18 protein-coding genes and 2 pseudogenes are annotated in these 21,927 nt (G+C 62.4%); 13 read left to right on the plus strand and 7 right to left on the minus strand.

Annotated elements, in window-relative coordinates; genetic code table 11:
- The first annotated feature begins 14 nt into the window (after positions 1-14).
- The 10 genes and pseudogenes from lptF to ACSKB8_RS34040 all read left to right on the plus strand — a co-directional run bounded on the left by lptF (position 15) and on the right by ACSKB8_RS34040 (position 9,816).
- On the plus strand, positions 15-1,181 hold the full coding sequence (gene lptF / locus ACSKB8_RS33995) for an LPS export ABC transporter permease LptF (protein WP_438108825.1): 1,167 nt from the start codon (positions 15-17) through the stop codon (positions 1,179-1,181).
- Positions 1,178-2,275 carry an LPS export ABC transporter permease LptG gene (lptG, locus tag ACSKB8_RS34000; RefSeq protein ID WP_438108827.1) on the plus strand — a complete coding sequence of 366 codons (1,098 nt, stop codon included), beginning with the start codon at positions 1,178-1,180 and terminating at the stop codon, positions 2,273-2,275. The genes lptF and lptG overlap by 4 nt, the downstream gene beginning before the upstream one ends.
- Positions 2,275-4,762 (plus strand): annotated as a pseudogene (locus tag ACSKB8_RS34005) (LPS-assembly protein LptD). Before lptG ends, ACSKB8_RS34005 begins: the two are co-directional and overlap by 1 nt.
- A 68-nt stretch (positions 4,763-4,830) precedes the next feature.
- Positions 4,831-5,757, plus strand: coding sequence for a peptidylprolyl isomerase (locus tag ACSKB8_RS34010; RefSeq protein WP_370985416.1), 927 nt, complete (start codon positions 4,831-4,833; stop codon positions 5,755-5,757).
- Positions 5,757-6,782: a 4-hydroxythreonine-4-phosphate dehydrogenase PdxA gene (gene pdxA, locus ACSKB8_RS34015; RefSeq protein ID WP_438108829.1), complete on the plus strand. Its 1,026-nt coding sequence runs from the start codon at positions 5,757-5,759 to the stop codon at positions 6,780-6,782. Before ACSKB8_RS34010 ends, pdxA begins: the two co-directional genes overlap by 1 nt.
- Entirely contained in the window at positions 6,782-7,639 is an 858-nt protein-coding gene (gene rsmA, locus ACSKB8_RS34020; protein ID WP_438108831.1) for a 16S rRNA (adenine(1518)-N(6)/adenine(1519)-N(6))-dimethyltransferase RsmA, read from the plus strand. The genes pdxA and rsmA overlap by 1 nt, the downstream gene beginning before the upstream one ends.
- 93 nt (positions 7,640-7,732) lie before the next feature.
- Positions 7,733-8,791, plus strand: a complete 1,059-nt coding sequence (locus ACSKB8_RS34025; protein WP_128946987.1) for an alcohol dehydrogenase — start codon at positions 7,733-7,735, stop codon at positions 8,789-8,791.
- A gap of 169 nt (positions 8,792-8,960) precedes the next feature.
- Positions 8,961-9,197 carry a hypothetical protein gene (locus ACSKB8_RS34030; RefSeq protein WP_438108833.1) on the plus strand — a complete coding sequence of 79 codons (237 nt, stop codon included), beginning with the start codon at positions 8,961-8,963 and terminating at the stop codon, positions 9,195-9,197.
- Positions 9,198-9,432: 235 nt separating this feature from the next.
- Positions 9,433-9,624 carry a hypothetical protein gene (locus ACSKB8_RS34035; RefSeq protein WP_128934261.1) on the plus strand — a complete coding sequence of 64 codons (192 nt, stop codon included), beginning with the start codon at positions 9,433-9,435 and terminating at the stop codon, positions 9,622-9,624.
- 3 nt (positions 9,625-9,627) lie between these two features.
- A complete protein-coding gene (locus ACSKB8_RS34040) occupies positions 9,628-9,816 on the plus strand; it encodes a hypothetical protein (RefSeq protein WP_091892838.1) in 189 nt (62 codons plus the stop codon).
- A 61-nt stretch (positions 9,817-9,877) separates the two neighbouring features.
- On the opposite strand, the gene ACSKB8_RS34045 is transcribed toward ACSKB8_RS34040, so the two are convergent.
- From ACSKB8_RS34045 to ACSKB8_RS34070, 6 genes and pseudogenes are all read right to left on the minus strand, one after another.
- Positions 9,878-10,105, minus strand: coding sequence for a hypothetical protein (locus ACSKB8_RS34045; RefSeq protein ID WP_438108835.1), 228 nt, complete (start codon positions 10,103-10,105; stop codon positions 9,878-9,880).
- An 86-nt stretch (positions 10,106-10,191) separates the two neighbouring features.
- Complete coding sequence (locus tag ACSKB8_RS34050) at positions 10,192-10,923, minus strand: Crp/Fnr family transcriptional regulator (RefSeq protein WP_438108837.1); 732 nt, start codon at positions 10,921-10,923, stop codon at positions 10,192-10,194.
- 853 nt (positions 10,924-11,776) lie between these two features.
- A pseudogene (locus ACSKB8_RS34055) lies at positions 11,777-12,467 on the minus strand (response regulator transcription factor).
- Positions 12,468-12,561: 94 nt separating this feature from the next.
- Positions 12,562-13,128, minus strand: a complete 567-nt coding sequence (locus tag ACSKB8_RS34060; protein WP_438108838.1) for a hypothetical protein — start codon at positions 13,126-13,128, stop codon at positions 12,562-12,564.
- A gap of 320 nt (positions 13,129-13,448) precedes the next feature.
- Positions 13,449-13,940: a cupin domain-containing protein gene (locus ACSKB8_RS34065; protein WP_438108839.1), complete on the minus strand. Its 492-nt coding sequence runs from the start codon at positions 13,938-13,940 to the stop codon at positions 13,449-13,451.
- Between the two features lie 210 nt (positions 13,941-14,150).
- Entirely contained in the window at positions 14,151-15,122 is a 972-nt protein-coding gene (locus tag ACSKB8_RS34070; protein WP_438108841.1) for an ABC transporter substrate-binding protein, read from the minus strand.
- 396 nt (positions 15,123-15,518) lie between these two features.
- On the opposite strand from ACSKB8_RS34070, the gene ACSKB8_RS34075 reads away from it, so the two are divergent.
- The 3 genes from ACSKB8_RS34075 to ACSKB8_RS34085 all read left to right on the plus strand — a co-directional run bounded on the left by ACSKB8_RS34075 (position 15,519) and on the right by ACSKB8_RS34085 (position 18,394).
- Positions 15,519-16,124, plus strand: a complete 606-nt coding sequence (locus ACSKB8_RS34075) for a YdeI/OmpD-associated family protein (protein WP_438108843.1) — start codon at positions 15,519-15,521, stop codon at positions 16,122-16,124.
- A gap of 182 nt (positions 16,125-16,306) precedes the next feature.
- Positions 16,307-17,182, plus strand: a complete 876-nt coding sequence (locus tag ACSKB8_RS34080) for a tyrosine-type recombinase/integrase (RefSeq protein ID WP_438104197.1) — start codon at positions 16,307-16,309, stop codon at positions 17,180-17,182.
- Between the two features lie 12 nt (positions 17,183-17,194).
- Positions 17,195-18,394 carry an IS91 family transposase gene (locus tag ACSKB8_RS34085; RefSeq protein ID WP_438104195.1) on the plus strand — a complete coding sequence of 400 codons (1,200 nt, stop codon included), beginning with the start codon at positions 17,195-17,197 and terminating at the stop codon, positions 18,392-18,394.
- Positions 18,395-20,717: 2,323 nt separating this feature from the next.
- Here the strand turns inward: ACSKB8_RS34085 and ACSKB8_RS34090 are convergent.
- Positions 20,718-21,134 (minus strand): hypothetical protein, encoded by a 417-nt coding sequence (locus ACSKB8_RS34090; RefSeq protein WP_438108845.1) that lies wholly within the window; start codon positions 21,132-21,134, stop codon positions 20,718-20,720.
- Positions 21,135-21,927 lie beyond the last annotated feature (793 nt).

The following is a 21,927-nucleotide window of genomic DNA, read 5'->3' on the forward strand; positions in this document are numbered from 1 at the left end:
TCGTGCAGTAGCGCATGGGGTCGATCGATAGGTATATCTTCCGCACGACGCTGGCGTCGTTTGCGCTGGTCCTGGTCAGCCTCACCGGCGTGATCTGGATTACGCAGGCGTTGCGCGGCATCGACCTGATGACGAGCCAGGGTCAGACCATCCTCACCTTCCTCGGCATCACCAGCCTCGTCATCCCGGCCCTGGTCCTGATCATCTCGCCGATCGCGTTGATGATCGCGATCTCGCACACGCTGAACAAGCTGGCGACCGACTCCGAGATCATCGTGATGAATGCGGCGGGCTTCTCGCCATTCCGTCTGTTCTATCCGTTCTTCTACGCCACCTGCGTGGTGGCGCTGCTGGTCGCCTTCATCGCGGCCTATCTCGCCCCCGACGGCATGCGGCGGATCAAGCAGTGGGACGCCGAGATTACCGCCGACGTGCTCACCAACATCCTTCAGCCCGGCCGCTTCGCCCAGCTCGACAAGAATCTGACGATCCGGATTCGCGAGCGCCAGCCCGGCGGCATCCTCGCCGGCATCTTCATCGACGACCGCCGCGATCCGAACGAGCGCGTCTCGATCGTCGCCGAGCATGGCGAGGTCGTGAAGAACGACACCGGATCGTTCCTGGTGCTGGAGACGGGCAATCTCCAGCGCTTCGAAGCCGGCAAGCGCGATCCGGCGCTGGTGGCGTTCGGCCGTTACGGCTTCGACATGTCGAAATTCTCGGGCCAGGGCCGCGACGTCACCCTCGGCATCCGCGAACGTTATCTCTGGGAGCTGTTCTCGCCGTCCGAGGACGATCCCGTCTACAAGCAGATTCCCGGCCAGTTCCGCTCGGCCCTGCACGACAGCATCTTGGCGCCGATCTATCCGTTCGCCTTTGCCGTGCTGACCTTCGCGTTCCTGGGTGCGCCCCGCACCACCCGCCAGAGCCGCAATTTCTCGATCGGCTCCTCGATCCTCGCGGTGTTCGGCCTGCGCATGGCCGGCTTCGCCTGCTCGGTGATGGCGGTGAAATCGCCGGGCCCGGTGCTGGTGCAATACGCGATGGTCGTGGGCGCCATCGGCGTCGGGCTCTGGATGATCATAGGCGGCGTCGTGGTCGAGCCGCCCGGCCTGATGGAGGCCATCAACAGATCGAACGCGCGGATCGCGCGGCTGTTCGGACGGCCGGCCACCGCATGAGCATGCTCACCAACACACTCGGGCGCTATTTCGCCGGCCGCTTCGTGGTGGCCGCGCTCGGCGTGTTCGCCAGTATCTTCCTGCTGCTGGTGCTGGTCGACTACATCGAAATGGTGCGCAAGACCTCTGGCCTCGCATCCGCCTCGGCGATCATGGTGGCCGAGACCTCGCTATTCCGGGTGCCGCAACTGCTGGAGAAGCTGACGCCGTTCTGCATGCTGATCGGCGCCATGACCTGCTATCTCGCGCTCTCCCGCCGGCTCGAGCTCGTGGTCGCGCGCGCCGCCGGCATCTCGGCCTGGCAATTCATCTCGCCGGCGCTCGGCAGCGCGCTGCTGATCGGGGTGATCGCCACCGTCGCCTACAATCCGATGTCGGCCAATTTGCGCGAACTCTCCAAGCGCATGGAGGCGGAGCTGTTCGGCTCGGCGCCCGGCGGCGGCATCCAGGATGCGTCCGGCTTCTGGCTCAATCAGGTGACCAGCGACGGCCAGACCATCATCAATGCCGCGCGCAGCGAGCAGCAGGGCATCCGGCTCACCGGTCTCACGCTGTTCCGGTTTGACACAGAGCAGCACTTCAAGGAACGCATCGAGGCGCGCGAGGCGACGCTGGAGGCCGGCCATTGGCTGTTCAAGGACGTCCGACGCTTCTCGCCGGACTCCCCGCCGGTCGATCAGGCTCGCCTCGAGATCCCGACGACGCTGACCGAGGCGCAGGTCCGCAACAGCTTTTCCACACCCGAGACTGTGTCCTTTTGGCAACTACCGAGCTACATCCGCTCATCCGAAAGCTCGGGCTTCGCGACAGCAGGATACCGACTCCAGTATCAGAAGCTTCTGGCACAGCCGTTTTTGCTGGCGGCCATGGTGATGCTGGCGGCCTCCGTGTCGTTGCGCTTCTTCCGGATGGGCGGCGTGCAGAAGATGGTTTTGAGTGGCGTGGGCGCGGGCTTTCTGCTCTACGTCCTGTCGAAAGTAACTGAGGACTTGAGCAAGGCTGAGTTGATGCATCCGATCGCTGCGGCGTGGTTGCCCGTTGTGGTGGGCGGCCTCACCGGCTTTTTGGCCTTGCTCTATCAGGAGGACGGATAGTGACTGCCGTCCACCGAGGGCTCGTGTCTCGTTCGACGCGGCGCACATTGGTGCGCGCGAACGGATGCGGCTGGTCCGTCCGCAGGCTTCTGCTCGCTGTCGCTGCTGCCGCCTCGCTCGGCGCGCTGATCGACGTTGCCGCAGTGGTGCCCGCCTCCGCCCAATACACCTATAATCCGCTGCCGCCGCGTCCGAAGCCGCAGAGGGCTCCGAACGACAACCAGATGCTGGTGCAGGCGACCGAGGTCGACTACGACTACAACAACTCGCGCGTCTCCGCGGTCGGTAACGTCCAGCTGTTCTACAACGGCACCAGCGTCGAGGCCGACAGGGTCATCTACGACCAGAAGACCAAGCGGCTTCATGCCGAAGGCAACATCCGCATGACGGATGCCGACGGCAAGATCACCTATGCCGAGATCATGGATCTCTCCGACGATTACCGCGACGGCTTCGTCGATTCGCTGCGCGTGGATACCGCCGATCAGACCCGCATGGCCGCGAGCCGCGCCGACCGCTCCAGCGGCAATTACACGGTGTTCGAGAACGGCGTCTACACCGCCTGCGCGCCGTGTAAGGACGATCCGAAGAAGCCGCCGCTGTGGCAGGTCAAGGGTGCGCGCATCATCCACGACCAGCAGGAGAAGATGCTGTATTTCGAGACGGCACAGCTCGAATTCTTCGGCGTGCCGCTCGCCTACATGCCCTATTTCTCGACGCCCGACCCGACCGTGAAGCGCAAGTCCGGCTTCCTGATGCCGGGCTATTTCCCGGGCACGACGAACACCGGCTTTGGCGCCGAAATTCCCTATTATTGGGCGATCGCGCCCGACATGGACGCAACCATCACGCCCCGCTTCATGTCGCGGCAAGGCGTGATGCTGCAGGGCGAATTCCGGCAGCGCCTGATCGACGGCGCCTACCAGATCCGCGCTTATGGCATCGACCAGCTCGATCCGGGAGCGTTCGCCGGGCAGCCCGGTGACCGCCAATTCCGCGGCGCCGTCGACACCAAGGGTCAGTTCGCGCTGAACGACAAATGGGTCTGGGGTTGGGACGGCGTCCTGATGTCCGACTACTATTTCTTCTCGGACTATCGGCTCTATCAGTACCGCGATCCGCTCGGCTCGTTCCTGGCTGCTGCCGACGGAAGCGCTGTCGCAACTCTATCTGACCGGTGTCGGCAATCGCAGCTTCTTCGATGCGCGCACGATGTACTGGCTGAGCTATTCGGGCAACCAGAGCCATGTGCCGATCGTCTATCCGGTGATCGACTACTCGAACGTGCTCAACTATCCCGTCTTCGGCGGCGAGTTCAGCTACAAGACCAATTTCGTGAACCTGTCGCGTGACGGGGCGGTGTTCGATCCGATCACGACGACCGCCAACACCAACAGCCTGTGCACGACGGCGTCGGCCGATCCGCTGGCCCGTCTGCCTTCGCAGTGCCTGCTGCGCGGCTTCCCCGGCACCTACACCCGCCTCACCGCGGAAGCGCAGTGGCGCAAGTCCTTCACCGATCCGTTCGGCCAGATCTGGACGCCGTTCGCCAGCCTGCGTGCCGACGCGATCGATTCCTCGGTCTCCAACCAGCCGGGCGTGTCGAACTTCCTGCCCGTCGGCGACACCCAGGCGTTGCGCCTGATGCCGACCGTTGGCCTGGAATACCGCTATCCCTTCATCAACATTCAGCCCTGGGGCTCGACCACCGTCGAGCCGATCGCGCAGATCATCATCCGGCCGAACGAGACCTATGCCGGCAAGCTCCCGAACGAGGACGCCCAGAGCATGGTGTTCGACGCATCGAACCTGTTCAGCGTCGACAAGTTCTCCGGCTACGACCGCGTCGAGGGCGGCGGCCGCGCCAATGTCGGCGTGCAGTCCACCACGCAGTTCGACAAGGGCGGCGCCGTCAAGGTGCTGTTCGGCCAGTCCTACCACCTGTTCGGCCTGAACTCCTTCGCGGTCCAGGACACCATCAATACCGGCCTCAATTCCGGTCTCGACAAGCCGCGTTCCGATTACGTCACGAGCGCGAGCTACTCGCCCAACAGCACTTACACATTCAGCGTCCGCTCCCGCATGGACGAGCAGACCTGGAACGTCCAGCGTTTCGAGGCGGAAGGCCGCGCCAATTTCAATCGCTGGTCGGTCGCCGTGCTGTACGGCAATTACGCAGCGCAGCCGGAACTCGGCTATCTGACCCGCCGCGAGGGCATCCTGACGACAGGCTCGCTGAAGGTCGCCTCCAACTGGGTGGTGTCGGGCTCGGCCCGCTGGGATCTGGAGGCCAACAAGATCAACCAGTATGTGCTCGGCGCCGGCTATGTCGACGATTGCTTCGTGCTGGCGGCGAACTATGTAACTTCCTATAGCTATTCCGCGGGCAGTGCACCGCCCGTGCTGAGCCACGCGTTCATGTTCCAGATCGGCCTGCGCACGCTGGCGACCTCGTCGACGACCAGCGGTTCCTCGGGCCTCCAGTGAGCGGTTTGAAGTGCTGGCCGCGCTTGCCTCACCACAGGCTCGACGCAGCTGACATGCGAGCGATAACCATGACGATTCCGTTGCCGATCTTCCGCCCCCTTCTCGTCCTCGCCGCCCTGTTCCTGGTCGGTGCGCCGGCGCGGGCGCAGAACATCGTCGTCATGGTCAACGGCGATCCGATCACCGATTTCGACATCGAGCAGCGCTCGAAGCTCGACCAGCTCACGACGCAGAAGGCGCCGAGCCGCGAGCAGGTCATCAACGAGCTGATCGACGACAAGGTGAAGATGAAGGAAGGCAAGAAGTACGGGGTCGATCCCGGCGTCTCCGACATCAACCAATCCTATGAGGGCATGGCGCAGCGCATGCGCATCACGCCGGACCAGCTCACCAAGTCGCTCGAATCCAAGGGCGTGCGCCCCGAGACGCTGAAGGCCCGCATGAAGTCCGAGATGGTCTGGACCAGCCTCGTACGCGGCCGCTACAAGGAGAAGCTGCTCGTCGGCGAGCGTGACGTCGCCCAGGCCGTGCAGGCGCAGAGCGGCGAGAAGCTCCAGATCGAGGGCACCGAATACAAGATGCAGCCGATCGTGCTGATCGTGCCGCGCGGCTCGTCCCCGGCGTTCCTTGAAACACGCAAGAAGGAAGCCGACAGCTATCGCGCGCGCGTCGGAAGCTGCGAGGAAGCCAACTCGCTGTTCCGCTCGACGCCGAACGCCACCATCCGCGACAGCGTCACCAAGACCACCGCGGAATTACCCGAGGCGCTGCGCAAGGTGCTCGACGACACGCCGATCGGCCATCTGACCGCGCCCGAAGTGACCAAGGCCGGCATCGAGATGGTGGTGCTGTGCTCGCGCAAGCCGACCATGATCGACACGCCGAAGAAACGCGAGGTCCGCGAGAAGATGTATCAGGAGAAGTACGAGAAGACCCAGAAGGCCTATCTCGAAGAGCTCCGCAAGGCGGCGATGATCGAATATCGCAACCGCTGATGGCCGAGCCTTCCGCAGCGCGCCCGGCAAAACCCCTCGCCCTGACCCTGGGAGAGCCGGCCGGCATCGGCCCCGACATCACCATCGCAGCCTGGCTCAGGCGCCGTGAGCTGAACCTGCCCGCCTTCTACCTGCTCGGCGACGAGGCGCTGATCGCCCGGCGCGCCAAGGCGCTCGGCGCCGACATCAGGATCGCCGCGGTGAGCCCCGGCGAGGCCGAGGCCGCCTTCACCGAGGCCCTGCCCGTGGTTGCCACCGGCGAGCATGCCACGGCCGAGCCCCGCAAGCCTGACGCATCGAGCGCACCGGCCGCGCTCGCCTCGATCCGCCAGGCGGTCGCTGATGTGCGCGAGGGCCGCGCCGGCGCCGTCGTCACCAATCCCATCGCCAAGAGCGTGCTCTACCGCGCAGGCTTCCGTCATCCCGGCCACACCGAATACCTCGCCGAGCTCGCCGCGACGGACGGCCACGTCCCGCAGCCGGTGATGATGCTGTGGTCGCCGCAGCTCGCCGTGGTGCCGGTGACCATTCACGTCTCGCTGCGCGAGGCGCTGGCCCAGCTCACGAGCGAGCTGATCGTCTCGACCGTTCGCATCGTCGCGACCGAACTCAAATCCCGCTTCGGCATCACGGCGCCGCGCATCGCGGTCTCCGGCCTCAATCCGCATGCCGGCGAGGACGGCTCGCTCGGCCACGAGGAGCAGACCATCATCGCGCCGGCGCTGAAAGCGCTGCGCAACGACGGCATCGAGGCCAAGGGCCCGCTGCCTGCCGACACCATGTTCCACGAGGCTGCGCGACAGACCTATGACTGCGCGGTCTGCATGTATCACGACCAGGCGCTGATCCCGATCAAGACGGTCGCTTTCGATGACGCCGTCAACGTCACGCTCGGCCTGCCCTTCATCCGCACCTCGCCCGATCACGGCACCGCCTTCGACATCGCCGGCACCGGCAAGGCCAATCCGGCGAGCCTGATCGCCGCGCTTCGGCTCGCCAGCCGCATGGCGGCTGAAGACCGCTGATGAGCGCGATCGACGACCTCCCGCCGCTGCGCGAGGTCATCCGCCAGCATGCGCTGTCGGCCCGCAAATCGCTGGGCCAGAACTTTCTGCTCGACCTCAATCTCACCGCGCGCATCGCGCGCGCCGCCGCGCCGCTCGAGGATGCCACCATCGTCGAGATCGGGCCCGGCCCGGGCGGGCTGACGCGCGCTTTGCTCGCGCTCGGCGCGAGGCGCGTCATCGCCATCGAGCATGACGATCGCGCGATCCCGGCGCTACGGGATATCGCCGCGCGTTATCCCGGCCGGCTCGAGATCGTGCATGGCGATGCCATGACCTTCGACCCGCGTCCGCTGCTCGATGGCGAAAGAGCAAAGATCGTCGCCAACCTGCCCTACAACATCGCGACCCAGCTCCTGATCAATTGGCTCACGATCGAGCCCTGGCCGCCCTGGTACGAGATGATGGTGCTGATGTTCCAGCGCGAGGTCGGCGAGCGCATCGTCGCGCATGAGGACGAGGAGGCCTATGGCCGGCTCGGCGTGCTCGCCAACTGGCGCTGCGAGACCAAGATCCTGTTCGACATTTCGCCCTCCGCCTTCGTGCCGCCGCCGAAGGTCACCTCCTCCGTGGTGCGGCTGAAGCCGCGTGCAGAACCTCTGGCCTGCGATCGCAGGCTGCTCGAGCAGGTCGCAGCCGCAGCTTTCGGCCAGCGCCGCAAGATGCTGAGGCAAAGCCTGAAATCGCTGGGCGTCGATCCCGCGCGGCTCGCACAGGCTGCCGGCGTCGATGCGACCCGTCGCGCGGAGACCATTCCGATTGCGGGCTTTGTTGCCATGGCCTGTGAATTGGCCAATATACGAAGCGAAGCAGCATGATCCGGACCCGGAGGGCCGCGCTAGCGCAAAGTGTGAAGCGGTTTTCCGAAACAGATCATGCTCAAACAATGAGATAATTTCGGAGGAAAGAATATGGCGCTGATGCGCAGGCAGTCCCTGGTCAAGTTCGACGCGCCGTTGTGCGAGACCATCGTCGACACGCCCAAGCCGCAAGGTCGCGAGGTCCTGGTGCGCATCGAGCGCTGCGGCCTCTGCCACTCCGACCTGCACATCCAGGACGGCTACGCCGATCTCGGAGGCGGCAAGAAGCTCGACACCACGCGCGGCATGACACTGCCCTTCACGCTCGGCCATGAGATCGCCGGCGTCGTCGATGAAGTCGGCCCCGACGTTCCCGCCGGACTCGTCGGCGCGAAGAAGGCGGTGTTTCCGTGGATCGGCTGCGGCCAGTGCCGCGACTGCCAGAACGGCGACGAGAATCTCTGCGTCAAGCAGCGCTTTCTCGGCGTCTCCATCGACGGCGGCTTCGCCACCCATGTGCTGGTGCCCGACGCCAAATATCTGCTCGATTACGATCCCCTGCCCGTCAACCAGGCCGCGACCTTGATGTGCTCCGGCGTGACCGCCTACGGCGCGCTCAAGCGTCTGGTCGACCGTCCGCGCCAGCGCAACCTCCTGCTGATCGGGCTCGGCGGCGTCGGCATGATGGGCCTGTCGTTCGCGCAGGCGATGTTCAAGCAGCCGATTACGGTCGCCGACCTCTCACCGGCCGCGCGCGAGACCGCGCTGAAGAACGGCGCCGCGAGCGCCTACGATCCGGCCGAGCCTGACGTGATCAAGCGCATCCTCAAGGAGACCGAGGGCGGCTTCGACGAGATCGTCGATTTCGCCGGCAACGAGAAGTCGATGGCGTTTGCCGTCGCGGTCGCCGCACGCGGCGGCAAGATTGTGGTCTCCGGCCTGATGGGCGGCCAGTTCACGCTGCCGATGGTGCAATGGGTCTACAAGCGCATGACCATCGAGGGCTTCATGGTCGGCACCCTCGCGGAAGCCCAGGAGCTGATGGCGCTGGCACGCGCCGGCAAGATCAAGCCGACGCCGATGCGCGAGGAGCCGATGGGCGACGTCCAGAAATGGATCGATGAGTTGCGCGCCGGCAAGGTGGTCGGTCGCATCGTGCTCAAGAACTGAGATGCGCTGAAATCCGCGAATCAAGCGCCGGCGTAACCACCGCCGTCGCCGTCGCGTCCATGGCGCGATCAACCGAAATCCAACGTAAGCCGGGGTTCCGCTGACACGTATTGGTCCGGGACACGACCCGGCGCGCGGAACGGGCGCGGCTGCACGGCGTTTGCAGCGCATGACCATTCGCTGCACCGTCGAGAACGCATTCTTCATTGCCTGGAGCTTCCTGGAGAAGAGCGGCGAGCTCGGTCCGCCGGATGAGTCCGCAAACGTCATCCTCGATGCCATCGAGGCGCAGCTCAAGACCGGCGAGCGCCGGCCGTTGATGCTCGCCAACAGGGCGATCGCCCGCTACCGCGAGCACGCCGCGCGAAGCTGCGCCCCGGACGAACGCAAAGCACGGCTTGGATAGAAGCACGGCTCGGACAATGGTCTTCGCTCGGCGACTGCGGCGCCGATCGCCGTCGCAGATGTGTTCACTCCTGAACGGACCGCCACGCGCAGCCGGCGCCAGATGCCCGTAGTTCTCCGGCCGAGAACAGAGTTCTATCGCGTTTAAAATGCTTTAGAACGTAACGGCACCATTTGGAACGTCGCGAACGTTCATTGCGTTGATCTCACATCAGGCAACGATGGAGTCGATGCGCATGACGAAGCCGTTGACGAAAACGGTGCGCCCCGTTCCCGAGCAGAACCGGAGTCCCAAGGGCGCCGGCAGCGCGCCGTCAGTTCCCGTCGACACCACCAAGGGTCGCCGCGACGACGAGAAGCAGAACATTCGTGAGCAGGCCGCGCATGGCAACCTCACCCAGAACACCAGCAACAGGCGCATGGGGTAGACGATGAAGGTGTTGGACGTGACGACTCCCGGCCGATGGTACGATCCCATCTCGGAGCGCTGGATTGAGCCGCGCGACACGCGGACCGCAACGCCGCCTCGTGCGGAGGACGATGCCGTCTTCGAACGTCAAAGGACATTACAGATCGAACGCATCTGGCGCGCGCTGGTCGATTGCTGCGCGCGCGAGTGAGACAGGTGATACAATTGCAAGACTGGCGCCTTGGATGGCGTTGGCCACGCCGCCGGCACCGTTATTTTTTCTTGCCGTCGGTCCTGTTCTCTCCCTTGGACATATCCTTCATGCCGGGCCGCTTTGCCTGATTTGCATTCATGCCGGTGGTGTCCATCGCCCCCTTCTCCGTGGCACCGTTGGTGTTCTCCGGCCTTTCCATGCCGCTCTGCGGAGCGGGCCCAGTATTCTGGGCAATCGCGGACCCGGTCATGGCGGCAAACGCGATCGCTGCGATGAGAGCTTTCATGGGCATCTCCCTCGTTTCATGAATGACGTGCCCGGGAGAGAGTTGTTCCCCAGCTCGAGCTGGACCTCGCACTGGCGCACACGCCGTCACGATGCCGATTGACGCTTCAGGTGCAGATACGCCGGACTGAAATCCCCGAGCCGCTGCAATTCGCGCCATTTCAGCACGATCAGCTCACCGTCGCGCAGATCCATGGCTTCGCTCCGCCTGAGATCGGCAAGCGTTCGGTTCACGGTCGCAATCGCCATGCCCAGCGTCTCGCCAAGCTGGGCCAGGCTGATCGGCATCCGGCAGCGATTGCCGCGGACCAGCTGCGCGGCGCGGGCGCGATAGAACAGCTCGCAGAACAGGTGCGCCATGCGCGCCTGCATGGGACGGGCGCTGTTGTTGGTGATGGCCTCGCGAAAGATCGCGGCATCGAGCAGCGTCTCGCGCCAGACGGCAAACCCGAAAGTGGGCCGCCGTCGGAAGGCGGCGAACAACTCGCGATGCGGGATGAAGGCGACCGAAACCGGTCCCAGCGCGCTCAGCCCATGATCCATCTCATCGATGAACAGGCCCTGCGCGTCCGGAAGATCGCCGGTGAGATGGAACGCGAGATATTGCCGCCGCCCGTTGCCGAGCAGATGGTAGCGGGTGACCATGCCGGAGACGACCAGCGCCGAATGTTCAGATTCGTCGCCTTGACGGATGAAATCCTCGTTCGGCGCAAAGTCACGAACCGTGAAGGTGAGCGCCCGGATTTCGGCGACATCCTCCTCCGCCAGCGCGGTGTGCTCCCACAGGTTCCGGATCAGCACGTCGTGGGCTTTATCCATGCGGCCGCCAAAATCGCACCGGTTCGATCAAATGATACATCTGGGCTGTATTCAGCGGACTAGAACGCAATTCGGAAGCACAGGTTGCTAACCGGTTTGCGACGGCACCGGATCGATCGCTTCCTCCCCTCCATCACTCAGCGAACTGAGCCGACCTTCTCATGAGCCCTACCACGATCCTGGAGCGCATCCGCCGCCTGTTCGCGTCGGAGCAAAGCGAGCTGTGCAGATACTTGCAGATTTTGCGCCCGACTGTCTCACCTGAGCGTCGTCAGCTAAATTTCCGGTCGGTTACCGGTGAGAAACATTGACAAGTTCCCGCCCGCAGTGATGGTGGTTCCATTGCTGAGGGGGATGCAACCCGGGCTGATGCTAATTGCCCGCATTGCTCGCGTTCGTGGAAGGCTGGTGAGATGTCGTTTGCGACGCTCGGTGCCCGGCCAAGAGGGGCACTGGGAATGTCGCAAGAAGCGAGGGCTCTGAGCCGAAGCGCGAAACGCGGTCGACTCAGCATCACGTCATTGGCCGCGCTGGCGCTGTCCCTGGCGACATTGACATGGGCGGCAACGACACCGGCGCAGGCCCAGAACTGGAATGGCGCCACGGCGTGGTTTCGCAAGCGTTCAAAACCATCCTACGGGCTAGACGAAGTCTGCTCGCAGGTCACAAGCTGACTTCAAGCCTAGCCGCAGCGATCTCAGCTAAGGGGCCACTTCCGAACTCATGCATCGCAGCAAACTACGTTCTATTCGATCAGCTCGTTGGCGCTGGCGAGCAGGGGTGGAGGCACCCGGACCTCAATCTCTCGCCGATCGCGATCAGCGCCTGCCTGAAAGTTGTTGAGCTGAGCGTCTTAGCTAGGAGCACGGAGACAGTATCCGACACCGCGAATCGTACTGGATCAGCGGATAGGCTTGCTGGTCGTCCACCTTGCGGCGCAACCGTCCGACATAGACATCAATGATATTCGATGGATCCAAATGAAGATCCCAGACGTGCTGCAGCACCATCGCCCGCGACACGATGCGGTCTTCGTTGCGCACCAGATATTCCAGAATCTGGAATTCCTTGGGCAGAAGGAGAATCTCCTTGCCGCGCCGGCTGACGGTCCGCGAGATCAGGTCGATTGTGAGATCGCCGACGCGCAGGATCGCCTCCTCGGCGATGGCGTCGCTGCGCCGGCCAAGCGCTTCCAGTCGCGCCAACAGCTCGAGGAAGGAGAAAGGCTTGACCAGATAGTCGTCGCCGCCGGCCCGCAAGCCACGAACCTTGTCGTCGACTTCTCCGAGCGCGCTGATGATCAGGAAGGGCGCGGCAACGCCACCGTCGCGCAACTGGCACATCACCGCAATGCCATCGATGTCGGGAAGCATGCGGTCGATCGTGATCACGGCATAGTTGTGTGCCGCACCGTGGCTCAGCGCTTCGCTGCCGCTGGAAGCCAAATCCACCTGGTATCCGCTGATCGTGAGCTGGTCCTTGAGCTCACCGGCGGTTTCCGGATCATCCTCGACGACCAGAATGCGGCGGTAGCCACCCGTCATGGCCGTTCTCCGACGATCGCCCCAGCCTATTCAGCTTCTCTGCGCCAGAAAGTACCCAGTGGCGATCATCACAATGATGTGGGTTCGCCAGCGTTTAGTAGCCGTAGTCGTAGCAGACGTTGATCCACTGCAGTCCATATCGCGTCCACACTCTGCGCCAGCAATCGTCATAGTTATAGGCGGCGTAGGCGAAAGGCACGCCGATGAACGCAAAGCGGTGGAAGCGATGATGGAAGAAGCGGTGATGGAAGCGAGGCGTGAACGCAGCACGCGACGCAAAGAAGCGGGCGCCGCCGAAATGCGGACCGATCATGGGTCCGGTGCGCGGGCCTAGGCCCGTACCCGCGAAGCGGGCGCCGCCGAAATGCGGGCCTATCATGGGTCCGGTGCGCGGGCCTAGGCCCGCGCCGCCGAAGCGGGCGCCGCCGAAGCCACCACCGATAGCACGCCCACCACCGAAGCCGCCGCCGCCGCCGATAGCACGCCCGCCACCGAAGCCGCCACCGCCGCCGATAGCATGCCCGCCACCGAAGCCGCCACCGCCGCCGATGCCATGCCCGCCACCGCCACCACCGCCGCGCTGGGCGAGGGCCGGCGAGGCAATGGCGAGCGCGGAGGCGAGCGCACCTGCGATGAGGTAACCAAACAACTTGTTGCTCATCGAAGAATCCTCCGTTGTTGACGCGACAGCGAGAACGCCTGTCGCAGGAAGAACAACAATGAGGGGCCGAAATTATTTCTGAAAAGTCCAATGACTAATGTGACAGATTCTGACACCCAAGTTAGTGTTACTAACGAGGATAAAATTGGCCCCGGTTAGTGGCAATCGCTGGTTTGAACCCATGTCCGCCAAGGGGTCAAAAGGCAACTTCGCCGACCCATCCGCGCTTAGTCAGCTCTCCACCTGAAATGATCAGCCAAACAAAATAGGCACGTCGGCTAGGGGCGTCTTAGCTCCTGTGAGTAAATGTTTGAGCCCGCCTACCTGAATTCTTGCCCATATTTGAGAGCAATCGCGTTGATCTGCTCCCGCGTCAATTCCTTTCGAGGTTCGCCGGGTCGGCTGCAGGTTTCGCGAAAGAAACCGTCGAGACCTGGGGGCACCATGACCCACAGCAGAACCAGTTGCTGATCTGGACTACTGAAGCCATGCCACGTGTTCTTGGGTATGAAAATCGTTCCACCTCTTTCGCAAGAGTGACTCACATCATTGAGTGTAACCGTGCCACTGCCTTCCAGAACGTAGAAGGCTTCGTCCCTGTCGAGGTGTCGGGGAACTGGAATGCCTGAACCCTTGGGTAACTGCTGCGTGCCAAGGCCGAAATTGTTGGATCCCGTTACGGGGTCGACCATGATGAAGATGTTGCCGCCATCACGAAAATGGATCAGGTGTTCACCCTCGCTGGCACCAAGCACATAGCCCTGCGTCAGCGGGTTGTTCGACTTCGCCTCGATCTCCTCGCTGTTTGGCATTCGCGTGCTCCATTGGCCGACATTCAACAATGAGGAAAAGCTACAATAGCAGAACGCTGCACCACGAGCGACGCCCATGGCCAAGACGGCTTTGGGTCACAAACAGCGGTCCGACCGCACAGCTCGTCAAGTCCGGTTCTCCTCCGAGACCGGCGTTGCGGCGGCTTATAAGCAGTTCGGCCGAGGGGCCAATAAGCGACGTCATAGTGTCTATTCGATCACTACATCGGCCCACGTCAGCACGGTCGGTGGCATGTTGATGCCGAGTGCTTTGGCGGTCTGGAGGTTTATGACAAGTTCGTACTTGGTCGGCCGTTCGACTGGCAGGTCGCCAGGTTTCGCACCCCTAAAAATCTTGTCGACAAAGGTCGCAGACCGGCGAAACTGATCTGGCAAGTCAATCCCGTAGCTCAAGAGGAAGCCCGCTTCGGCGTATTCTCTCACGGCAGAGATTGCAGGCAGCCGATTTCTGACGGCCATGACGCCAATCAGGCCGCGGTGGTTGAACAGCACCCCATCGCTCAGCACGAGAAGCACCTGCGCGCGTTCTCTCACCATTGTCGCAAACGCTTGTTCAAGTATGTCCGGCCCGCCCGCCTCGGCCGGGACAAGAGTCAACGCCAGCGCTTGGGCAGCTTCCCGCAGCGACGTCAGCCGGTCCTGATTGGGCGCAAAGTCCGGATTCCACAGAATGCCAACACGCGAGAGGTTCGGCAGAATGTCCTTCAGAAATTCGAGCCGCTTGCCGTTGATCTCATCGCCGGGCTCCGAGCTGAACCCGGTGACGTTGCCACCCGGGCGCGCCAGACTGGCAACAAGTCCGGCACTGACCGGCTCGGCACTGTTGGCCATCACGATCGGAATCGCCCGGGTCGCCTTCATGGCGGCAACCGTGGTCGCATTGGTTCCGGAAACGATGACGTCCACGCCGAGCCCGGCCACCTCTGTGGCAAGCGCCGCCAGCCGCCCCATGTCTCCGTCGGCAAAGCGGTACTCGATGACGACATTCTCGCCGACGCGGTAGCCAAGGCTCCGCAGGCCCTCTTCGAAGGCTCTAACATTGCGAAGTGTTTGCTCCCGCGACGCGCTCGCGAGATACCCTACCCGGTAGACCGACCTTGCCGGTTGCTGCGCATGCGCGCCGAGCGGCCACGTCGCTGCCGCGCCGCCGATCAGCCCCATGAACTCGCGCCGTCTCATTGAGCACCACGGAGGAAACGCCCGTCCATGTCCAAAGCCTAGCACTTTGCGGCGAGACAGCGAGTGAGAATGAGCAAATAATCGGATCTCCGAAGCTGCGTCCCAATGTCCGAGATGGATCAAAGTCGGCGGTCTGCCTTCCTGAAAGCCGCATCCGGTCTACGTTCGTCAGCCGAGGTTTGCACGGGCTTCGAGCCAGGCAGCATCGGGCCAGAATCGGACATCAACCGTCAGCACTTATTGCAAAATCAAAGGCCACCCGGAGGCGGCTTCGCAACTTCAATCTGGTGTTAGTGGCTAGTCCGCATGCCGGCTATACAAGCGCGGAACGGCCCGTATCCATAGGGAATCGTTTAACCGTCCATGCGAGGAGGATGCATGACCAATGTAAAGGGTCCGATCATATCATTTGCGGACCTGCCATCCATCGAAGCCTATCTGTCTGCACACGAGGGAAGCGAGAGCGGCTTTTGGCTTAAGCTCGCTAAAGCCGGCGCACCAGAAGCAACCATCACCAAGGCGCAGGCCATCGAAGCCGCTTTATGTCACGGATGGATCGATGGTCAGCTTGGGAAGTTTGATGAGCATTACTATTTAGTGAGAATGACGCCGCGGCGAAGTGCGAGCCGATGGTCCGCAATCAATCGGGATACGGCGGAGCGTCTTATTCGCGAAGGGCGCATGCAATCTGCCGGGTTGAGCGAGGTCCAGAAAGCCAAGGCCGATGGTCGCTGGAGCGCGGCGTATCAATCCCAGGGCAAAGCCGAACCTCCGTCCGATTTCCTGGCTGCGCTGGCTGCAAATTCGGAAGCAGAACGCGCGTTTGCGACGCTCGACCGTGCCAACAGGTTCGCCTTCGTCTATCGCGTGAACGATGCCAAGCGCCCCGAAACGCGGAATAAGCGAATTCGCGAGTTTGTAGAAATGCTCGCCCGGGGCGAAACTATTCATCCAACCAAAAGTAAGGGGGCTCCAAGGGCCTGACCGAGCAGCGGAGCGGAGAATGAACGCATTGGAGGTTGGCGGAGGTCCGCTCGGGGTCAAAGGACTAAACCGCTCGCGCGGTAGGGCATGGTAGCTGGCAGCGCAGCTGAGAGGATAGCGCGACGAGGCGTCCTGTCTTGAGATGAGGGGTTCGCAACCTTCACCCAAGACAGGAGCCCCCCATGACCGACGAGGCAGTAAGCCCACTGCGCCGGCGCATGATCGAAGACATGACGATCCGGAAGTTCGCAGCCAAGACCCAACATGACTACGTTCAACGGGTCAAGCATTTCGCCGCGTTTCTCGGGCAATCACCCGATCTTGCGACCTTCGAGGACGTGCGTCGCTATCAGCTGCATCTGGCGACGGGCGGCGCCGGCGTGCCGACCATCAACCAGGCTGTCTCGACGTTGCGGTTCTTTTTCAAAGTCACCTTGAAGCGCCACGATATCATCGAGCACACTCAATTCATTCACGAGGCACGCAAGCTGCCGGTGGTACTGAGCGTGGAGGAAGTGGCACGGCTGCTCGATGCCGCACCGGGGCTCAAATACAAGGCGGCTCTCAGCGTGGCCTACGGTGCCGGGCTGCGTGCCAACGAGGTCGTCTCGCTCAAGGTCTCCGATATCGACAGCAAGCGGATGATCATCCGCGTCGAGCAGGGCAAGGGCGGCAAGGACCGCAATGTCATGCTGTCGCCCAGCCTGCTCGCGCTGCTACGGGCCTGGTGGAAGATGGCTCGGCCGCAAGGCTGGCTGTTCCCGGGCCGCGATCCGGCGCAGCAGATGACGACGCGCCAGCTCAATCGTGCCTGTCATGCCGCCGTGCAGATGGCGGAGATCAAAAAGCGCGTGTCGCTGCACACATTGCGCCACAGCTTCGCTACTCACCTCCTGGAGCAGAACGTCGACGTCCGCGTCATCCAGGTGCTGCTCGGCCACGCCAAGCTCGATACCACCGCGCTCTACACCCGCGTCGCCACCAAGACCATCAGCGAGGTCATGAGCCCGTTGGAGCACATCGCTCTCAAGCTCAAGGAGGCGCGGCCGCCCGGCTGACGCTGGGCACCTATGTCTCGCCCGGCTCTGGAGGTTGCGGATATCTTCCGCAGCCATGGCCCGGCATGGCGTCACGCCCATGCCGGCCATGTCAGCCTCGACCAGTTGAAGGTGATGTCGGCGATCGAGAGTTGCCGCACGGCAGCTCTCGGCGGCCATGTCGCGCGCTGCGAGGACTGTGCCTACACGTCCATCGCCTACAATTCCTGCCGCAATCGGCACTGCCCGAAGTGCCAGGGCGCCGCGGCGAAGCAGTGGCTCGCCGACCGTGAGGCCGAACTGCTGCCGGTGCCGTATTATCACGTTGTGTTCACGGTGCCGGCCCGGATCGCCGACATCGCCTATCACAACAGGGCCACCATCTACGATCTGCTGTTCAAGGTCTCGGCCGAGACCATGCTGACGATCGCCGCCGACCCGAAGCATCTCGGCGCCAGGATCGGCATTACGTCCGTGCTGCACACCTGGGGCTCGGCCATGACCCACCACCCGCACGTCCACATGATTGTGCCGGGCGGCGGCATCTCGCCCGACGGCCAGCGCTGGGTGGCCTGCCGGCCAGGGTTCTTCCTGCCGGTGCGTGTGCTCTCACGCCTGTTTCGGCGGCTGTTCCTCGAGCGCCTTGCCGCCCTCCACCAGGCCGGGCGCCTGAGCTTCTTCGGCAACGACGCTCATCTCGCCGGAGCACAATCATTCGCCGCGTTGCTCACAGCGTCGCGCAAGACGGAATGGGTCGTTTATGCCAAGCGTCCGTTTGGCGGTCCCGAGGCCGTGCTGGCCTATCTGTCGCGCTATACCCACCGCGTCGCTATCGCCAACAGCCGCCTGATCGCCCTCGGCCGGCACGGCGTCACCTTCAGCTGGAAGGATTACCGGGTCGAAGGCTACGACCGTCAAAAGCGGATGACGATCGCTGCAGACGAGTTCATCCGCCGCTTCCTCATCCACGTGCTGCCAAAGGGCTTCCACCGCATCCGCCACTACGGTCTGCTCGCGCGGAGCGCCTGCGCCGACAACGTTGCACGCGCGCGCGAACTGCTCGTCGTCAAGGATCGTAAGGATGAGCCGACCGAGACTGTCGTCGACAGCGGCAGGCCGCCGTGTCCATGCTGCGGCGGCCGCATGATCGTCATCGAGGTCTTCGAACAAGGCACAACGCCTCGCCATCAAGCGACCCCGCCAACCAGCGCCATCAGGATCGATACCTCATGAGCGCGCAACCGTCGCTCTGCAAAGCAGTTCGCCATGCCCGCCGCTCATCGACCGGCCACAACGGCATACGCCCCAACGGTCAGCTGTCGTCGCCAATCCGCCGACGATTGATCACGTTCGAAGCCATCTACCCATCATTCACCAGCCCCGCTACCCTCGCGCAGCTCGCTGCATTGCTTCGAACTCCATCGGCCAGTTCGCCCGCAGAGCTCAAATCCCCATAGAGCCCGCCGCACCCTTCCTGCCCACCATGCGCGGTTTCCTCCCTTGGAGGCTTTCGGACGCCGGCCGCCGAATGTGCCGCGCCATCAGTCATGCGGCCGGCATCCGAAACCCTTCACAAAGGCCGCCCTCGGGAGCTTACCGGAGACGGTCGGCTCATCTCCCAGAGGCAGACATCGCGGCGTCTGATTGAGCGGCCACGGGGCCATTATCCGACATCAACCGTTCGTGGATCATGTTGGCTAGGACAGGGTAACGCCACTGCAGAACGCGACGGGAACCGCAGCCGGGCTCAAAGCAATAGCTGGGAGGCCAAGCCAAAGGATTCGTCGGGACCGACCATGCGATGCACGCGTGGATGGGGTAGGTAAGCCACTCGTCCGATCAGACTGGCAAGCAGTCGGTCCCCAATCGTTGGACTCGCCGATTGGATATCCCGCCAGTCTTGCTGACAGAAATTCCATCGCCCTGCCCGACACCCCCGTCGTTCGCAGGTATTTAGGAAGTCGGTCGGTCTGGGTTGGGGACCCATTCCTCCGCGGTTGAGTCCCAATGATGGGTGTCGTCGAACTGCTTCCAGAGTGGCTGCTTTTGCTTCCTTTCGCCGTTCTGCCGGTTTGCCTGTGTGCGGACGACAAGCGCCACAGCCATCATTACCCATTCGCGAGCACTATGTCGGGAGTTCCATTTGATTGCTGCAAGCATTGGAGGCCTCCGTCAAGGTAAGAACCTTTCCTCACATTAGCGCGCGCCACGAGCGAAGGGATGTAAAGCTACTTCACAGGCAGTCAAGATCTTCGACATAGCCGAGGACGACGGCGCGGCGAACGCGAGCAAATCGTCGGCTTGCCCTTTCCGTTAAGCCTCAAGGGCAGCGGTCGGCGCCCTGGGCGGGGATTCATCGTAAGGGAGCCGCAGGCGGCCCCAAAAGCCAGTCCACCTTCCATTGCAGAGGAGCAGATCGAAGCCGACAACCCGTTGGCGCGCGGGCGAGCGTCGGTTTGCTCGGCCCGGCACCTGCAAGTGTCCTTTCCGTCGCAAGATGGAATGGGCCGGAACAGAAGCAGCAATCCCTGCAACAATGGGCTCGCCCAACGATGTCGCTGCAATCGTGATTGTCATCAAAGATATGGCGACTACAAGCACATCGATCATAATGCGCTTCGAAAAGTGTTTCGTCATGAGTTGAGCCCTCACAACCGAGATGAAATAACTGCGCAGTTACAATCTTAGTTCGTACGCAAATGGGTATCCCGAGCCATCGCCGCTTGGTTCGTTATTGCGCCTCGTCGACGAGAGCCCCATGTCTTGCGGCCGCTTCAATTCGGCGCGCCGTAGCTGAATTCGTGCTGCGTGTCCGTCCTACCAACGCTACTGTGATCAACGTTTCACGCGAGATCAGAAGCTGATTCCGCATTTCAGCTAGGCGGGCGCGGCAGTATTCGCGGTAAAGCAGGTCGAATATGGCGGGCATGGATACCCCCATCGTTAGAGCACCACTAGATTTCCAACACGGATTTCGGATAATCGTAGCCCCGGCGATGGCTGTCCGATGTGAGCCCATTTACAGGCTGAGCCAATTCAAAAAACTCAAAGAACGATTGGCTGGCTTGTCGGTGCAAAAAGGAACAGGGCTGATTACCTAAAATAGACTATAGCAGCCTTCTGTTTCAACAGAACTTCGTCAAACAACTTAAGAGCGCTGCGCTGCGAATAAATTTCCAACTACAGCGCGAAACAACTTACCAGTGGATGCAAGCACCGTTGGCTGCAACGTCGTCTGTTAGCCACCAGACCGAAGCAAGAATGGATCGACCGAGGCGGCTAGTCGGTCTGCCACTTGCATATTCGCCGTGGACTGCTTTTCGGTAGGCAGCGAGCCGAGAGAGTTGACGGCCAGCCCGGTACCAGCGGCAAGAACAGCTATCACAATCGCAGAGAGATATTCGATCCTCATGGCGATGATCCTCCATCGCTGACGACGAGACAATTGTGTTTGCTGAAAATTAGTTCCGTTGGCAGGTCGATGGTTGCGGAGAACGGCAAAAAAGCTCGGCCGGAATTGAGGGGTGCTCCGGCCGAAGCGCCATACGCGGGTCTCTCAGAACATTCCGATCGAGGCGAAAAGCGCAATCTCGATTAGGACAGTGAGGCCCATGATGGCGACTGTGAGAATTGCTTCGCCCGGCGGTAAAGAGGTCATGGCGTGCCTCGCATATTGCGAAGCCCCGAAGCCCAATAGCCAACCTCCCGATGTCGGAAATGTTTCGGGTTCTAGGGCGTTAGGTACAAGATGCCTAACGCGTTTCGAGTTCCTTGATCGCCAAAGCCGCAATTTCTGCCGGCGCGAGACCTCCGTTTGGGCGATCCTGATGATCTTGCTTGCGACCATTTCCGTGAGCGGATCGTCGCGATCCTTGACGCAAAGCGTATGGAGCGCCTGCTGGTAGGCTGCTGTGATACGGCTGACCATTTCCGGCTTTAAATTGGCGGTTTGTAATCGCAGGTAAGTAGACATTTCTTTGCCTCCAAGCCCACGCGGGAAGGCAGGATAACATGGGAAACCCGGTTGTTGGCGAACGGAGAACTTCGGACGCTCAGAGCACCGGTATCGGTGCAAAGCCGGGATCAAGGTGGCATGTCGCACGTTACTACGGTGGCGGCAGGATCATCCGTGCACGGCAAGGAGGCGGTGCACGTCAAGGCCAACGGTGGCAGCCATGGCAGATACCCCTTCGACCGCGCCCGTGGTCCATCCGCCAGGTTTAGATCATCCGGAGCATCGCCGGGCGATCTGCAACGAGATTGGCGAGCGACTTCGCGGGCACCCTCACGGACGATCTCACTCCGCTACCATTGCGACTGCAAGGCATGGTGGAGCGGCTGACCGAGTTGGATGGCGGCGCTCCGTCGGCCGCGCCGGATCGCCAGGACGATGCGCCATCCCGGCTACTCTCGAAATTTGTGTCGGCGCTTTGGCGGGTCCTTCGAAACGGGCCTTGAGGCGCGGGGACGCGCGACCGCGCCCCTTTCGTATATTTGCGATTTTCGGTTTGCCATTTCGCTTGGCGGGCTTATCTAGCGGAATCCGCAAGATAGACCCAGGCAATGACCAATCTTGATCAGGTGTGGCAGGCATGGCGAGCGCTTTCGCGAGCTGATCGGGCTCGGTTTCTGATCATGCTCCGCGACGCTTATGCCCGGGACCGCGAGGCAGTGGTGCGACAGCACGGCATCGGCGCCGATGGCGTAAGGGTATCAAGGCTCTCGGACCTGTCGTTCCGTGAGGCGGACCTCCAACGGCCTGGGCC

The organism is Bradyrhizobium sp. BR 1432 (assembly GCF_051547705.1).
Lineage (GTDB): Bacteria > Pseudomonadota > Alphaproteobacteria > Rhizobiales > Xanthobacteraceae > Bradyrhizobium > Bradyrhizobium zhanjiangense.

Bases quoted from the DNA above. Each gene is read 5' to 3' on its own strand.
- ACSKB8_RS34010 (WP_370985416.1), top strand. From the start codon at position 4,831: ATGACGATTCCGTTGCCGATCTTCCGCCCCCTTCTCGTCCTCGCCGCC.
- ACSKB8_RS34035 (WP_128934261.1), top strand. From the start codon at position 9,433: ATGACGAAGCCGTTGACGAAAACGGTGCGCCCCGTTCCCGAGCAGAAC.
- ACSKB8_RS34075 (WP_438108843.1), top strand. From the start codon at position 15,519: ATGACCAATGTAAAGGGTCCGATCATATCATTTGCGGACCTGCCATCC.
- ACSKB8_RS34050 (WP_438108837.1), bottom strand. From the start codon at position 10,923: ATGGATAAAGCCCACGACGTGCTGATCCGGAACCTGTGGGAGCACACC.
- lptF (WP_438108825.1), top strand. From the start codon at position 15: ATGGGGTCGATCGATAGGTATATCTTCCGCACGACGCTGGCGTCGTTT.
- ACSKB8_RS34070 (WP_438108841.1), bottom strand. From the start codon at position 15,122: ATGGGGCTGATCGGCGGCGCGGCAGCGACGTGGCCGCTCGGCGCGCAT.
- lptG (WP_438108827.1), top strand. From the start codon at position 1,178: ATGAGCATGCTCACCAACACACTCGGGCGCTATTTCGCCGGCCGCTTC.
- ACSKB8_RS34065 (WP_438108839.1), bottom strand. From the start codon at position 13,940: ATGCCAAACAGCGAGGAGATCGAGGCGAAGTCGAACAACCCGCTGACG.
- ACSKB8_RS34030 (WP_438108833.1), top strand. From the start codon at position 8,961: ATGACCATTCGCTGCACCGTCGAGAACGCATTCTTCATTGCCTGGAGC.
- ACSKB8_RS34090 (WP_438108845.1), bottom strand. From the start codon at position 21,134: ATGTCTACTTACCTGCGATTACAAACCGCCAATTTAAAGCCGGAAATG.
- ACSKB8_RS34080 (WP_438104197.1), top strand. From the start codon at position 16,307: ATGACCGACGAGGCAGTAAGCCCACTGCGCCGGCGCATGATCGAAGAC.
- ACSKB8_RS34085 (WP_438104195.1), top strand. From the start codon at position 17,195: ATGTCTCGCCCGGCTCTGGAGGTTGCGGATATCTTCCGCAGCCATGGC.
- pdxA (WP_438108829.1), top strand. From the start codon at position 5,757: ATGGCCGAGCCTTCCGCAGCGCGCCCGGCAAAACCCCTCGCCCTGACC.
- ACSKB8_RS34040 (WP_091892838.1), top strand. From the start codon at position 9,628: ATGAAGGTGTTGGACGTGACGACTCCCGGCCGATGGTACGATCCCATC.
- ACSKB8_RS34060 (WP_438108838.1), bottom strand. From the start codon at position 13,128: ATGAGCAACAAGTTGTTTGGTTACCTCATCGCAGGTGCGCTCGCCTCC.
- ACSKB8_RS34025 (WP_128946987.1), top strand. From the start codon at position 7,733: ATGGCGCTGATGCGCAGGCAGTCCCTGGTCAAGTTCGACGCGCCGTTG.
- ACSKB8_RS34045 (WP_438108835.1), bottom strand. From the start codon at position 10,105: ATGAAAGCTCTCATCGCAGCGATCGCGTTTGCCGCCATGACCGGGTCC.
- rsmA (WP_438108831.1), top strand. From the start codon at position 6,782: ATGAGCGCGATCGACGACCTCCCGCCGCTGCGCGAGGTCATCCGCCAG.